The sequence below is a fragment of the Streptomyces lydicamycinicus genome (assembly GCF_000829715.2).
Classification (GTDB): domain Bacteria; phylum Actinomycetota; class Actinomycetes; order Streptomycetales; family Streptomycetaceae; genus Streptomyces; species Streptomyces lydicamycinicus.
The window spans coordinates 508,928-523,606 of sequence record NZ_BBNO01000005.1 but is presented as its reverse complement, the minus strand read 5'-3'; the positions used below and the strand labels follow the sequence as shown (position 1 = coordinate 523,606).

The following is a 14,679-nucleotide window of genomic DNA, read 5'->3' as shown; positions in this document are numbered from 1 at the left end:
CGGGTCCGTTAGAGGAAGGACGCGTTGCGTTCCGTGCAGGAACGGGCAACACCCTGTTGTAGGAGTTCTTGCCGTTTCAAGAGCGCGTCCGGCCCCGGGCCGCGGCGCGCCCGCACTGTACGGGGAGGTGCCCGGCCCATGCCGATGACGATGTCCAGGGCGAGAGTGGCCCGGCGGATCGCCACCGCTGCCGCGTTCGGCGGCGGCGGGGTCGGGCTGCTCGGCGTCGCCGCCGTCGGGGTGCTGCTGACCGAAGTGCGGCTGGCCCGCCGGACGGTCGGCGGCTCCAGCGACATCCCGCCGTGCGCCGACGGCCGCTACGGCGCCGCCTTCAGCCACCGCACCGACCGCCCGCCGCTGCGCCTGGGCTTCCTCGGCGACTCCACCGCCGCGGGCCAGGGGGTGCACCGCGCCTCCCAGACACCGGGCGCCCTGCTCGCCTCCGGTCTGGCCGCGCTCTCCGAGCTGCCGGTCGACTTCCGCAATGTGGCGCTGCCCGGCGCGCAGTCCGACGATCTGGAGCGCCAGGTCGAGCTGATGCTGGCGGTCGGCACCGAGGTCCCGGACGTCTGCGTCATCATGATCGGCGCCAATGACGTCACCCACCGGATGCCGCCCGCACAGTCCGTGCGCCATCTCGCCGACGCGGTGCGCCGACTGCGCGCGGCGGGCTGCGAGGTGGTCGTCGGCACCTGCCCTGATCTGGGCAGCGTCGAGCCGGTCTACCAGCCGCTGCGCTGGGTGGCCCGGCGGCTCTCCCGGCAGCTGGCCGCCGCCCAGACCATCGGGGTGATCGAGAGCGGCGGCCGTACGGTCTCCCTCGGCGATCTGCTCGGCCCCGAGTTCGAGGCGCGGCCGCGGGAGCTGTTCGGGCCGGACAACTACCACCCGTCGGCCGAGGGCTATGCCACCGCCGCGATGGCCGTGCTGCCGACGCTGTGCGCCTCGCTCGGCCTGTGGCCGGAGGAGGAGCGCCCCGAGCCCGCCCGGGGCGAGGGCCTGCTGCCGATCGAGCAGGCGGCCGCCGAGGCGGCTTCCGAGGGCGGCACCGAGGTCACCGCCTCCCGTGCCCCCTGGGCGCTGCTCAAGCACCGCAGGCGCCGTCAGCTGCCCACGGCGGAGCGGACCGGGCCGTCGTCCGTCACCCCGTGAGGGAGCGGGCGCCAAAGCGGCGGTGAGCGGGGCGCGGAGGAACGGGGCGGGGCCGTACGGGAATACCCGGCGGCCCCGCCCCGTTTCCATAAGCGCCCGCTTAGAAAAGAGGCCCGCATCACAGCACGCACCCCGTGACCTCAGCAGTACGTGCAGGTAACTTCCCTCACAGTCCGCCCTTTTCCCGCGCACCTGGAGCCGTGTGATGCCCGAAGCCGTGATCGTCTCAGCCGCCCGCTCCCCGATCGGCCGCGCCTTCAAGGGCTCGCTGAAGGATCTGCGGCCGGACGACCTGACCGCGAAGATCATCGAGACCGCGCTCGCCAAGGTCCCCGAGCTGGACCCCAGGGACATCGACGACCTGATGCTCGGCTGCGGTCTCCCCGGCGGCGAGCAGGGCCACAACCTCGGCCGCATCGTGGCCGTCCAGATGGGGATGGACCACCTCCCGGGGTGCACCATCACCCGCTACTGCTCCTCCTCCCTCCAGACGACCCGTATGGCGCTGCACGCCATCAAGGCCGGTGAGGGCGATGCCTTCATCTCGGCCGGCGTCGAGACCGTCTCGCGCAGCATCAAGGGCAGCTCCGACGGCCTGCCGGACACCCACAACCCGCTCTTCGCCGACGCCGAGGCCCGTACCGCGGCGCGCGCCGAGCAGGAGGGCGCCGACTGGCACGACCCGCGCGAGGACGGTCTGATCCCGGACGCGTACATCGCGATGGGCCAGACCGCGGAGAACCTCGCCCGCCTCAAGGGCATCACCCGCCAGGACATGGACGAGTTCGGCGTCCGGTCCCAGAACCTCGCCGAGAAGGCGATCAACGACGGGTTCTGGGAGCGGGAGATCACCCCGGTGACGCTTCCCGACGGCACGGTCGTCTCCAAGGACGACGGCCCCCGCGCCGGCGTGACCGTCGAGGGCGTCTCCGGCCTCAAGCCGGTCTTCCGCCCCGACGGCCTGGTGACCGCCGGCAACTGCTGCCCGCTGAACGACGGCGCCGCGGCGCTGGTGATCATGTCCGACACCAAGGCGCGCGAGCTGGGCCTGACCCCGCTGGCCCGGATCGTCTCCACCGGCGTCTCCGGCCTCTCCCCCGAGATCATGGGCTACGGCCCGGTCGAGGCCAGCAAGCAGGCGCTGCGCCGCGCCGGCCTCTCGGTCTCCGACATCGACCTGGTCGAGATCAACGAGGCGTTCGCCGCCCAGGTCATCCCGTCCTACCGCGACTTGGGCATCGACCTGGACCGGCTGAACGTCAACGGCGGCGCGATCGCCGTCGGCCACCCCTTCGGCATGACCGGCGCCCGCATCACCACCACCCTGATCAACTCCCTTCAGTGGCACGACAAGCAGTTCGGCCTGGAGACGATGTGCGTGGGCGGCGGCCAGGGCATGGCGATGGTCATCGAGCGGCTGAGCTGAGCGCGGCCACGGGCACGAGCGGGCCGATCCGAGCGGCGGCGCCATCGCTCCACGGGGTGTGCGCGGGAAAACGGACCAACTTCCGCCCCGCGCACACCCTTCGCGCTCGCATGAACACGGGCGGCGACACGGCGTGATCTGGGCCACTCGTTAACGAGATCGCGACCCAATCTCCCCCAGGATTGTGACCAACGCCCTGGGGGAGCAGTGTTCTTGCAGGTCAGCAGGGGTGCGCTGACCCATACGGCGCCCTGACTCCCCTCCATTTCGGGACATAGGGCACAAGGTGCGGTCGCCGACCACCGGCAGGCTGATGTAGGAAGTCGGAGAACAATCTGCTAACGGGAGTACGCCGGTGACCGAGCCGCTACCAGGCGTGATCCCGAGCGAGCGCATCAAGGGGGTCGCCCGGCCCGACGGCCGGGGGAAGTCCGAGTACCGGTGCGCGGCCCCTGGGAACAGGGCCGCCGAGCGAAGTGGGGAGGACGCAGCATGAGCGAGCGCCCCCGAGCGGGTCAAGAGGTGCGCGTCTCGCCCATGCGGGACCGAACGGAGAGAGGTTTCGGCGTGAGCGAGTCCGGCGAGCGAACCATTTACGGGGGCGCGCCTCGCGAATGCGAGGCCGAGCGAAGCGAGGTTTCGGCGTGAGCGAGCCCTGCGAGCGAACCAACGAAGGGGGCGCGCCTCGCGAATGCGAGGCCGAGCGAAGCGAGGTTTCGGCATGAGCGTCAACACCCTCGTCGTGCTGGTGGCCGCGGCCACCGCCGTGGCACTGGGCGCCGCCGCCCTGCACACCGCCCGCGCCCTGCGCCACCAGATCGCCGAGCTGCGCGCCGAACTCCTCGCCGTCCGTCAGGACACCGCGGCCGGCGCCGCGGCGGCGCATCCGGCCACCGCGGCCATCCCGGCCGCCCGCACCGTCCCGGCCGCCGAGACCCCGCTCGCGGACATACGTGCCGCCGTCGCGGACGCGCTGGCCGAGGAGCGGGAGCGCGAACTGGCCGAGGCCCGCGCCTTCTGGGCCGCGCAGGAGGCCCGGGACGCCGCCGACGCCCCGTCCCTGCTCGGCGGACTCGTCGGCCTGGGCGACGAGGGACTGCTGGACCCCCGCGATCAGCGCGAGCCGTCCGAGCGCCCGGAGTCCGACCGGTTCGACATCCAGCCGTTCCTGCCCCGCCAGGCGGATCTGGCCGGTCTGGAGCCGCTGCTGGGCCCGGACGCCCTGGAGGCGATGGATCACCTGGAGTCCATGGAGGCGCTGGAAGCCCTGGACGCGCCGGAGTTGGAGCCGGTCGAGGAGACCGAGTCCGCCGAGCTGGCCGCCGCGCGCCGGCGCCACCCCTCGCACCCGGACTTCTCCCCGTCCCCGGTGATCAGTGATCATGAGCGCACGGTGGCGCGCCTGGAGGAACTGGCGCAGGACGCCACCCCGCTCGCGGACGTCCGCCCCGGCCCGCTGGGCACCCTGGACGTCTATGTCTTCGCCGACGGCACCACGCTCTGTCTGACCCCCGGGCAGCGCGAGACCGCGGAGCGCGTGGCCGACGCACTGCACGCGGGGCGCACCCCCGTACTGCTGGGCGGCTCCGGTATCTCCGGCGCGTACGCGCTGACCTTCTCCTGGGGCGAGACCCGCGAGGAGAGCGTCTACATCCTCGCGGACCGCGTCATCGCCTCGCTCTGACCCGGCACGGCGGGCCCGGCCGACGAGGTCTAGTAGCGGTCCGCCACCGCCCGCACGCATCGCAGGGCCTCCGCCAGTTCGTCGGCGGGGGCCACTTTCGCGTCAGAGTTCGCCGTCCCGTCGGCCGTGTGCGCGGCCGCGGCCCGCAGCGCCTCGACAAGATCGTGCCCGGCCACCGCCAGTTGGTCGCCCGCCGCGAACATCCCGGCGTCCGGCAGCTCGTACGGCGGCTCCCCCGGCCGCTCGATCAGCTGCGCCCGGGTCGCCAACTGCCGGGCCAGTGCGAGCGCTTCGGCCGCGGCACCCCGGTCGAGCCTGCTCTGGGGAAGCGATCGGAGGCGGTCGGCGAGGGCGTCCACGGCGGTCTGCAAAGGGGTCACGTCAAGCACGTCGTGAGCCTATGCGCCACTCCCGGGTGGTTGCCAACGCCCGAACGCTCAGGCACGGTGGCCTGAAGAACCAGCATCGACCGCGTCCGGAGGCGCCGATGTCTCAGCTCTTCTCCGAAGAGACCCACCGGAACATGCTCTCCCGTATCCCGCACTGCACCGGCCGGGAAATCTCCGACTGGCTCCGTACCGTTGACGAGGGCCCCGCCCTCTTCCGCTTCGATGAGAAGGTCAGCTGGCTCCGCGGCGAGCACAACCTCGCCTACGGCCACGCCAAGGCAATCGTCCACGAATACGATCTCAGGCGCGCCGCGCGCAAGTTCTGATCCACACTGCCGGGCTCCGTGCCGGTCCGGCTCAGGACATTCACCTCATCCGGCACTCCGCACGTCGAAGGGCCCGCGGGCAGTTCGCCCACGGGCCCTTCGACGGTTGCGCCGGCGCACGGGGCGCCGGCGTCGTGGGGCGTCAGTCGCCCCGGAGGATCGAGATCAGCCGCAGCATCTCCATGTAGATCCACACCAGGGTCAGCGTCAGGCCGAACGCCGCCAGCCAGGACTCCTCGCGCGGAGCGCCGTAGGCGATGCCGTCCTCGACCTGCTTGAAGTCCAGCGCCAGGAAGAGCGCGCCGAGGACGACGCCGACGATGCCGAAGACGATGCCCAGGCCGCCGCTGCGGAAGCCGAGGCCCTCACCGCCGCCGAACGCCATGAACAGCACGTTGACCAGCGACAGCAGGACGAAGCCCATCGCCGCGATCAGCACGAAGCGGGTGAAGCGGGCGGTGACCCGCACGATCCGCGTCTTGTAGGCGACCAGCATGGCGACGAACACCGCCATCGTGCCCAGCACCGCCTGCATGGGGGCGCCGTTCATATTCGGCAGGCCGTTGATGTAGCCGCTCAGCGCACCGAGGAAGAGGCCCTCCAGCGCCGCGTAGCCCAGGATCAGCGCGGGCGACGGCTTCCGCTTGAAGGACTGCACCAGCGCCAGCACCATCGCGACCAGACCGGCCCCGATCGCGAAGCCGAGGCTCCCGGTCAGGAAGATCCAGCCGACGGTGGCGCCCGCGATGACCGTGCCGAGCGTCATGCCCGTCCGCGCGACGACATCGTCCATCGTCATCGGGCGGGTCTGCGGCGTGTACTGCGGCGGCGCCTGGGTGGCGGGCTGCCCCTGGGCGTACGGGTTGGTCGGGTCCGCGTAGGGGTTACCGCCCTGCGCGTAGGGGTTCGCTCCGGCGTACGGGTTCGCGGCGGCCCCGGCCTGCGGCGGTGCGTTGAAGCCCGCGTAGCCGGTGTCGCGGCTGAACCCCCGTCGCGAGAAGACCGGGTTGCTGCTCCTCATCTCACTCCTCCATGGCCGCCCTGCGCGGCCTTGACGGCAAGCGTAATGGCTTGGCAAAGGCGCGTCGCTAGTTCTTGAGCAGGATCTTTCCCCGAACCCGGGACGGCACATCCGCCATGAGGAGGACGTGCGGGAGACCACAGACGTGCCCGGAGCAGGATGCGGGCCGCGCCGCGTCGCCGCGACGGACCGCTGTCACACCGTCACCCCTCCCGGTCCCGGGCATTCCCGGTATTCGATCTCCGGCCACCGCCTTGCCACCTTCTTGTCGTCTTCTTGTCGTCCTCTTGTCGCCGTCCGTTGCCGTCGTCCGCTGCCGACGGTCTCGAACTGGGATTTTCCTTCTGCTCCGCCCGGGGCTTCTTCCCGCTGCCGCCGAACGGAATCCGATAAATGTCTGATCGCAACGGACGCCACCGGACCCGGCAGGCAACCGATTCGCGGGAGGGGCCGTCTTCCCTGCCGGCCGGAGCTTGCCCTGGTGGGTGGTTCCGCAGGGCTGACGCATGGTCAAGATCCGACCCCGGAGTGCCCCTTCTCGATGCACCCGCGCCTCACTGTCCGTAGCGCTATGGGCGCGATCGGTTGTAATCCGAGGGTACAGATAGGGCTATTCTGGCGGGAAACAGCAGCGAAAGAGGGTTGAGGTGCCTGTGCCTGACGTCTCAGTAGTCGTCATCGTCTACAACGACGCCGACCGGTTGCCGACCGCGGTTCAGTCCGTGCTGGACCAAACGCTCCGGGACGTCGAGGTGGTGATCGTCGACGATTGCAGCACCGACCGTTCTTTCGAAGTGGCGCAGCGGCTCGCGGCCGATCACCCCGGACGGGTCAGAGCCTTCCAGCTGCCGGAGAACAGTGGTGCCGGAGGCGAGCCGCGGAACGTCGGCATCGAGCACACCGAGGGCCGCTACGTCATGTTCCTGGACAGCGATGACGTCCTGGAAATCAATGCGTGCCGCAATATGCTGGAGGCCGCCGAGGAATCCGGCTCGGATATTGTTTCCGGTCTGTGCGTCCGGCTGCACAAGGACACCCGCAATCAGAAGCGCGACGAGTGGTACGCCTGGCTGTACTCCACGACCCGCACTCTGGAATCCGTCACGGAATTGCCGGACCTGTTCGTCTGGGACACCCTTTCCACCAACAAGTGCTATCGCCGGGACTTCCTTGTCGAGAACAATCTCCGATTCCCCAAGGGGATGTTCTACGAGGACCTGATGTTTATCGCCGATGCATATCTGGCGGCGCGCCGCATCACATTGATTCCCAATCAGGTCTATTTCTGGCACGTATACGAACGGGCCGCCGTGAAGTCGGTGACGAACCGGCGTCACGAAATGACCAACTACACGCACCGGCTGGAGATCCACCGGCGCATCGACGCATTGCTGGCGGAACGCGGACTGGACGAGCTGAAGCTCGCCAAGGACGTAAAATTCCTCAAGCACGATCTGGTGCTGCATCTGCGGGATCTGCCGTTCCGCGACGATGCCTATCGCCAGGAATTCTCCGAGCTCTCCCGGGAATACCTCGCGAGCATCGCCCCCGAGGCGTACGAGCGCGTCCAGCCGATACAGGCCATCTGCGCCTACCTGCTCCAGCAGGGTGACTGGGACAACCTGATCCCGGCGGTCGACACCCTCATCAACCGCGACAAGCTCTCCTCTCCGCTCAGCGAGCACGACGGCCGGATCTACTGGTGCGGCGGCCACTTCGACGATGCGTTCGGGCGCGAGATCCTGGACGTGACCGACATCGGCTACCACGAGAAGCCGGTCAACCAGCTCTTCCTGCGCAACCAGCTCACCCGCTTCAGCGCGTCCGGGAAGTCGGTCTCGCTGGCCGGCCGGATCACCAATCCGCTCGGCGTCATCCCGCCCGGCGCCCGCCTCAAGGGCCGGCTGGAGTTCAGCGCCCGGCGGCGCAGCCTCCAGTCCTTCCACTTCCCGGTGCGGGAGCTGCGCCACGAGGGCGACACCGTCCACTGGGAGGCCGCCGCGGACCTCACCGCGAAGCTGCGCCCGCTCGGCATCGTCGACACCATCTGGGACGTACGGCTGCGCCTGGACGTGGACGGGGTACGCACCACGACCCGGCTCACCGTCGCCGACACCGGGCTGTCCGAGCCGCTGCCGGTGCGGCCGCGGCTGACGCGGATGGTCGCCGACCACCTCGAACCGCATGTCTCGGCCAAGGGACATCTGGCGTTCCGCCTGGTCAGCGAGGGCCGCAACGCCGAGCGCGTCCAGGAGCTGATCAACCGCGGGGTGCGCGGCAAGCCGGGGACGCTGGCCAAGACCGGCTACCGCAAGGCGAAGGCGCTGCGCCAGAAGGTCACCTCCGGCGACAACAAGCTCCGCGCCTACCACGAGGTGTTCTGCCGGCTGCCGATCAAGAAGCGCACGGTGGTCTTCGAGAGCCACCTCGGCAAGCAGTACAGCGACAGCCCGCGCGCCCTCTACGAGGAGATGCGCCGGCAGGGCCTGGAGTTCGAGGCGATCTGGTCGTACGCCGGGTCCCCGAAGGACTTCCCCAAGGGCGTCACGCTCGTACGGCGCTGGTCGCTGCCCTATCTCAAGGCGCTGGCGCAGGCCGAGTTCTGGGTGGACAACCAGAGCTATCCGCTCAAGCTCACCAAGCGCCCGGAGACCACCTACATCCAGACCTGGCACGGCTCGGCGCTGAAGAACATGGGCTTCGACCAGCCGGCGCTGAAGGCGCAGACCCGCCGGCAGCAGGAGGAGCAGCAGCGTTCGCTGGACCGCTTCGACCGTTTCCTGGTTCGCTCCGAGCACGATGTACGCACCCTGGCCAAGGCTTTCCGGCTCCAGGAGAAGACGCTGCTGCGGGTGGGATACCCGCGCAATGACGCACTGGTGCACGCCCGGCAGCGGGAGGCCGAGCGGGGGGTGCGTGAACGCGGGCCGCTGGCAGCGGAGTTGGGCATTCCCGAGGACCGGACCGTACTCCTTTACGCGCCGACGTTCCGCAAGGCGGGCGGCCGGCACGGGCGCTTCGAATTGCCCTTCGACGTGGAGCGTTTCGCCGATCAGTTCGGCGACCGCTATGTCCTCCTGGTGCGTTCGCACTACCTCAATCATGTGGTGCTGCCACCGACCGTGCAGGGCCGGGTCATCGACGTATCGGCGCGCCATGATGTGACGCCCCTGCTGGAGCTGGCCGACGGTCTGATCACCGACTATTCGTCAGTGATGTTCGACTATGCGCTGCTCGACCGTCCCCTGGTGTTCTTCACCTACGACTACGACGAGTATGTGCACGAGGGCCGCGGCACCTACTTCGATCTGCTGGAGCACGCACCGGGCCCGGTGGTCCGCACCGAGGACGATTTCCACGAGGCGATCAAGTCGTTCGAGTCGCAGGCGCTGGAATACGCGAAGAGCCGCAGGGAATTCGTCGCCAAGTTCGGTGAATACGACCGGGGCGACGCCTCCCGGAGCATCGTCGATCAGTTTTTTGCGCAGTGGAGCCGTTGATGACCAAGTCGAACGCATCCGAGCCGCGGGACATCTTCTTCGTGTCCAACAGCGTCAACGAGCTGGGTGGCATCACCAGTTGGTCGCACCAGATGGCGCGGCTGTTCAGCGAGCGGGGCCACCGGGTGCACATCGTCGGCGTGGTGCCGCCCCCCGAGGGCCGGGTCCAGGAGCTGGCCCCCGACGTGCCGTTCCGGACCACCACGCTGTACGCCGAGCACCCGCCGACGGTGACCCCGGTACGCGGCCTCAAGGACAAGCTCAACCTCGTCGAGCAGCGCCGCCGGGCGTCCCGGGAAGCCGGAATGCGGGAGCAGGCGGCCAAGTTGAGCGCGCTGTTCCGGGCGGCGAAGCCCGGCGGGGTGGTGATCGTCACTCAGGTGTGGGCCATGGAATGGGTCGCGCTGGCCGATACCGCCGGGCTGACGGTGTTCGGGATGAGCCATGAGTCCTTCGACACCTGCCGCAAGTCCTCCCGCTTCGCCCGGGTCAAGCGGTTTTACCAGGACGTCGACCGAATGCTGACGCTCACCCGGGAGGACGCGGACCGCTGGATCCGGCAGCGGATGGACAACGTCGGCTTCATGCCGAACCCGCTGCCCTTCTTCCCCGAGGTGCCCTCGGACCGCTCCGGCAAGTGCGTGGTCAGCATCGGCCGGCTGCACGAAGAGAAGGGCGTGGACCTGCTGTTGGAGGCCTGGGCCAAGGTCTCCCCGCAGCACCCCGACTGGACGCTGCGGGTCTACGGCTCCGGGGAGGAAGAGGAGGCGCTGCGCAAGCAGGCCGCGGAGCTGGGGATCGCCGCCACCGTCGAGTGGATGGGGCGGACCGGCGATGTGCCCGGTGCGCTGCGGGAGAGTGCGGTCTTCGCGCTCAGTTCGCGGGGCGAGGGCTTCCCGCTGGCGCCCATGGAGGCGATGGCGACGGCCGTGCCGTGTGTGGCGTTCGATGTGGCGCCCGGTGTCCACGAGATCATCACGGACGGCGTGGACGGTTTCCTCGCCCCGCCGGGCAATATCACCGAATTCGCCCGGCACCTCGACGCCCTGATGTCCGACAAGGAGCTCCGGGACACGATGGGCGAAGCCGCCCGGGAGAACATCCAGCGGTTCTCCACGGAGGAGATTGTGGGCCGCTGGGAGAGCTTGTTCGCGCTCGTGGAGCGCTGAGCCGACAACTCACAATGCGAGAAGGGGCCGCCGGCTTTCCCCGGCGGCCCCTTCTCGTTGAAAATTCAGTTAAGCTCCGCTGCGCGCGGAGTGCCCGGAGCCGGACTTGAACCGGCACGGCCGTAGGCCAGCGAGGTTTAAGCTCGCCGTGTCTGCATTCCACCATCCGGGCCTGGGATCCCCCATGCCACCTCAAAGAGGGCAGCACGAGCGTAGCCCGCAGTGCACGACACAGATCGGCCGCTCTTCCCGAGGTTGTCTTATTTTATTGGCAACTGAGTGAGCATCAGCGACCGGTACAGGCCTTCGGCACATGCCTGAAGCCCACCTTCGATGGGAAGCCCCCCGGCGCATTTTCATGCCCGAATTGACGGAAACTCGATGCCTCGCCGGCGTGACCGTCACCCCCGCCCGGCCGCTCCTCCGGCGGCCGTGAGCAAGGCAACAGCATCTGGAGTCGCCTCCTCCACAGGGATGACGAGCGAACCCCTCATACGCCCCGGGGGTGGTCGAAAGCGACCACAGGGGTTGACGCCCCCGCCCCGCCCCCGGGCCCACGATGGAGAACGTCCGCATTCCGTCCGCCACCCGAGTCCCCGGGGCCGCCGCGGACCTGATGGCCCCTCGTACGACAGGAGCACCCTCCCGTGACCACCCACCACTCCGGCGTCGCCACCGCCCCCGGCTCCACCACGGCGGCCGCCCGCGCCACGGACCTCACCAAGGTCTACGGACAGGGCGAGACCCAGGTGGTCGCCCTGGACGCGGTCTCCGTCGACTTCCGACCGGCCGAGTTCACCGCGATCATGGGCCCCTCGGGGTCCGGCAAGTCGACGCTGATGCACTGCATGGCCGGGCTGGACTCGATCTCCGGCGGCTCCGCCCGGATCGGCGACACCGAACTGACCGGGCTCAAGGACAAGAAGCTCACCCAGCTCCGGCGCGACAAGATCGGCTTCGTCTTCCAGGCGTTCAACCTGCTGCCGACCCTGACCGCCCTGGAGAACATCACCCTGCCCATGGACATCGCGGGCCGTAAGCCTGACCGCGCCTGGCTGGACCGCGTCGTGGCGACCGTCGGCCTCAGCGACCGCCTCAAGCACCGCCCCAGCCAGCTCTCCGGCGGCCAGCAGCAGCGCGTCGCGGTCGCCCGCGCGCTCGCCTCCCGGCCCGAGATCATCTTCGCCGACGAGCCCACCGGCAACCTCGACTCGCGCTCCGGCGCCGAGGTCCTCGGCTTTCTGCGCAACTCCGTACGCGAACTGGGCCAGACCGTGGTGATGGTGACCCACGACCCGGTCGCCGCCTCCTACGCGGACCGCGTGGTCTTCCTCGCCGACGGCCGGATCGTCGACGACATGGCCCGCCCGACCTCCGACACCGTGCTGGAGCGGATGAAGGGCTTCGACGCCAAGGCCCGCACGAGCTGATCAACAGCAGCCGCCCCGTACGACCTGACCTCTCCCCCAGGACCCCTCATGTTCAAAACCGCCTTGCGCAATGTGCTTGCGCACAAGGCCCGGCTGCTGATGACCGTGCTCGCCGTGATGCTCGGCGTGGCCTTCGTCGCCGGCACCCTGGTCTTCACCGAGACCGTCTCCCAGGCATCCCAGGCCCAGTCCAGCGAGGACCTCCGTGACGTCGACGTGGCGCTCCACGCGCCGTCCGGCAGCGGCTCCGGGGCGCCCGTCATCGACCAGAAGCTGCTCGACAAGTCCGCCCGGGTACCCGGCGCGGCCTCCGCCACCGGCCTCATCTCCGGCTTCACCGGCATCGCCGACAAGAACGGCGCGCTGATCGGCAACCCCACCTCCAGCAACGGCGGCAACTACTTCCCCGGCGCCGACGGCAAGGACGCCCGCTACCCGATGCGCGACGGCGCGGCCCCGCACGGCCCGCACGAGTTCGCACTGGACGCCCGCACCGCGGACGAGGCCGGCTACAAAGTCGGCGACACCGTACGGCTGTCCGCCAACGGACCGGTCCACAAGCAGAAGCTGACCGGCATCTTCACCACCGACGACAGTGAGGTCGCGGCCGGCGGCAGCCTCGCCCTGTTCGACACCCCGACCGCCCAGAAGCTGCTGGGCACCCCCGGCGGGTTCCAGGAGATCCGGATCAAGGCCGATCCGGGCACCTCCCAGACCGCCCTGAAGTCCGCGGTCGAGTCCGCGCTGCCCAAGGGCAGCGTCGAGGCCACCACCGGCAAGCAACTCGCCGACGACATCGGCAAGATGAACGCCAAGCGGAACAGCACGATGCAGACCGCACTGCTGATCTTCGCCGGTATCGCGCTCTTCGTCGGCATCTTCCTCATCGCCAACACCTTCACCATGCTGGTCGCCCAGCGCACCCGGGAACTGGCGCTGCTGCGCGCGGTCGGCGCCAGCCGCCGCCAGGTCACCCGCTCGGTGCTGACCGAGGCATTCGTCGTCGGCGGGATCGCCTCCGTCGTCGGCCTGGCCGCCGGTGTCGGCGTCGGCGCCGGGCTGCGCGCCCTGATGGGCAGCATGAGCGGCAACGTTCCCGACGGCCCCCTGGTGGTGCCCCTGTCGGCCGTGCTGACCTCGCTGCTCGTCGGCACCCTCATCACCGTCCTGGCCGCCTGGCTGCCGGGCCGGCGCGCCGCGAAGATCCCGCCGATCGCCGCGATGAACAGCGTGCACGCCACCGCCACCACCAAATCGCTGGTGCTGCGCAACACCATCGGTGCGCTCTTCGCCGGCGCCGGCGTCGCCGTGGTGCTCTACGGCACCAGCGCATCCGCCGGCAAGAGCGTCAACCTGGTACTGGCAGGCGGTGCGACGCTGCTGATGATCGGCGTGTTCATCCTGACGCCGCTGCTGTCCCGCCCGCTGATCGCACTGGCCGCGCCCGTCCTGCGGATCTTCGGGGTCGCCGGCACCCTCGCCCGGCAGAACTCGGTCCGCAATCCGCGCCGTACGGCAGCCACCGCCTCCGCGCTGATGGTCGGACTGACCCTGATCACCGGTCTGACGGTGGTCGCGACCAGTGTGCAGACCTCCGTCGAGAAGCAGGCCGTCGCCTCGCTCAAGTCCGACTACGTGGTCTCCATGGCCGGCCCGGCACCGCTCTCCCCCGACGTGGCGAAGAAGCTCCGCACCCTGGACGAGGTCACCGCCGTCAGCCCGCTGCGCCGGTCCTTCACGGACCACATGATCCTGACCGGCGTCACCGGCAAGGACTTCGACAAGGTCGCCCGGCTCAACTTCACCCAGGGCTCACTGGGCACGATCCAGGGCAACCAGGTGGTCGTGGACAGCGACACCGCCGAGGAGAAGGGGCTGCACCCCGGCTCCCGCTTCCCGGTGACCTTCGCGGACGGCAAGAAGAGCACGCTCACCGTCTCGGGTGTCTACGAGGGCAACGACCTCATCATGGGCGTCATCCTGGACAACGCCACGCTGGCCCCGCATGAGAAGACGGCCGACGATTCGCGGGTGCTGGTGAAGACCAAGGACGGCGCCACCGACGCCACCAAGGACGCCCTGGTCGCGGCGCTCGGCAAGAACCCGGCGCTCTCCGTCGCCGACAAGCAGGAGGTCACCGAAGCGATCGCCGGCACGGTCACCCTGATGCTGAACATGCTGTACGCACTGCTCGCCATGGCCGTGATCGTCGCGGTGCTCGGCGTCATCAACACCCTGGCGATGTCGGTCTTCGAACGCTCGCAGGAGATCGGCATGCTGCGCGCCATCGGACTGGACCGCCCCGGCATCAAGCGGATGGTGCGCCTGGAGTCCCTGGTGATCTCGCTCTTCGGCGGGGTGCTCGGCATCGGACTGGGCGTCTTCTTCGGCTGGGCGGCCGGTCCGATGATCAGCAGTGACATGCCGACGTACGCGCTGGTGCTGCCCTGGGGGCGGCTCGGCCTCTTCTTCGCGGCGGCGGCGCTGATCGGCGTAATGGCGGCCCTGTGGCCGGCCCGCCGGGCGGCGCGGCTGAACATGCTGACCGCCATCAAGGCGGAGTAGCACGCGGTGGGTGCGCC

Annotated in this window: 10 protein-coding genes and 1 tRNA gene; 8 read left to right on the top strand and 3 right to left on the bottom strand. The window is 69.6% G+C overall.

All coding sequences use genetic code 11. The features are described 5' to 3' along the window. Positions 1-138 precede the first annotated feature (138 nt). The 3 genes from TU31_RS19980 to TU31_RS19970 all read left to right on the top strand — a co-directional run bounded on the left by TU31_RS19980 (position 139) and on the right by TU31_RS19970 (position 4,262). Entirely contained in the window at positions 139-1,152 is a 1,014-nt protein-coding gene (locus TU31_RS19980) for an SGNH/GDSL hydrolase family protein (protein WP_078885872.1), read from the top strand. Positions 1,153-1,357: 205 nt separating this feature from the next. Beyond that, positions 1,358-2,578: an acetyl-CoA C-acetyltransferase gene (locus TU31_RS19975; protein WP_042156441.1), complete on the top strand. Its 1,221-nt coding sequence runs from the start codon at positions 1,358-1,360 to the stop codon at positions 2,576-2,578. 721 nt (positions 2,579-3,299) lie between these two features. Further along, the gene (locus TU31_RS19970) at positions 3,300-4,262 is read left to right on the top strand and encodes a hypothetical protein (RefSeq protein WP_042156439.1); all 963 of its coding nucleotides are present in this window, start codon (positions 3,300-3,302) and stop codon (positions 4,260-4,262) included. A gap of 29 nt (positions 4,263-4,291) precedes the next feature. On the opposite strand, the gene TU31_RS19965 is transcribed toward TU31_RS19970, so the two are convergent. Next, the gene (locus TU31_RS19965; protein ID WP_042156437.1) at positions 4,292-4,651 is read right to left on the bottom strand and encodes a hypothetical protein; all 360 of its coding nucleotides are present in this window, start codon (positions 4,649-4,651) and stop codon (positions 4,292-4,294) included. A 98-nt stretch (positions 4,652-4,749) separates the two neighbouring features. Here TU31_RS19965 and TU31_RS19960 point away from each other — a divergent pair, with 98 nt between their 5' ends. After that, entirely contained in the window at positions 4,750-4,977 is a 228-nt protein-coding gene (locus tag TU31_RS19960) for a DUF4287 domain-containing protein (RefSeq protein WP_042156435.1), read from the top strand. Between the two features lie 142 nt (positions 4,978-5,119). On the opposite strand, the gene TU31_RS19955 is transcribed toward TU31_RS19960, so the two are convergent. Next, complete coding sequence (locus TU31_RS19955) at positions 5,120-5,998, bottom strand: Bax inhibitor-1/YccA family protein (protein ID WP_042156434.1); 879 nt, start codon at positions 5,996-5,998, stop codon at positions 5,120-5,122. Positions 5,999-6,651: 653 nt separating this feature from the next. Between TU31_RS19955 and TU31_RS19950 the strand changes: the two genes are divergently transcribed. After that, positions 6,652-9,498 (top strand): bifunctional glycosyltransferase/CDP-glycerol:glycerophosphate glycerophosphotransferase, encoded by a 2,847-nt coding sequence (locus tag TU31_RS19950; protein ID WP_042156431.1) that lies wholly within the window; start codon positions 6,652-6,654, stop codon positions 9,496-9,498. Continuing rightward, positions 9,498-10,667 carry a glycosyltransferase gene (locus TU31_RS19945; RefSeq protein WP_042156429.1) on the top strand — a complete coding sequence of 390 codons (1,170 nt, stop codon included), beginning with the start codon at positions 9,498-9,500 and terminating at the stop codon, positions 10,665-10,667. The genes TU31_RS19950 and TU31_RS19945 overlap by 1 nt, the downstream gene beginning before the upstream one ends. Positions 10,668-10,758: 91 nt before the next feature. Here the strand turns inward: TU31_RS19945 and TU31_RS19940 are convergent. Beyond that, positions 10,759-10,839 (bottom strand) — tRNA-Leu (locus tag TU31_RS19940). A 475-nt stretch (positions 10,840-11,314) separates the two neighbouring features. On the opposite strand from TU31_RS19940, the gene TU31_RS19935 reads away from it, so the two are divergent. Together TU31_RS19935 and TU31_RS19930 are read left to right on the top strand one after the other, a co-directional pair. Beyond that, positions 11,315-12,097, top strand: coding sequence for an ABC transporter ATP-binding protein (locus TU31_RS19935; RefSeq protein ID WP_042156427.1), 783 nt, complete (start codon positions 11,315-11,317; stop codon positions 12,095-12,097). Between the two features lie 48 nt (positions 12,098-12,145). After that, complete coding sequence (locus tag TU31_RS19930) at positions 12,146-14,662, top strand: ABC transporter permease (protein WP_042156425.1); 2,517 nt, start codon at positions 12,146-12,148, stop codon at positions 14,660-14,662. The last annotated feature ends 17 nt before the right edge of the window (positions 14,663-14,679 follow it).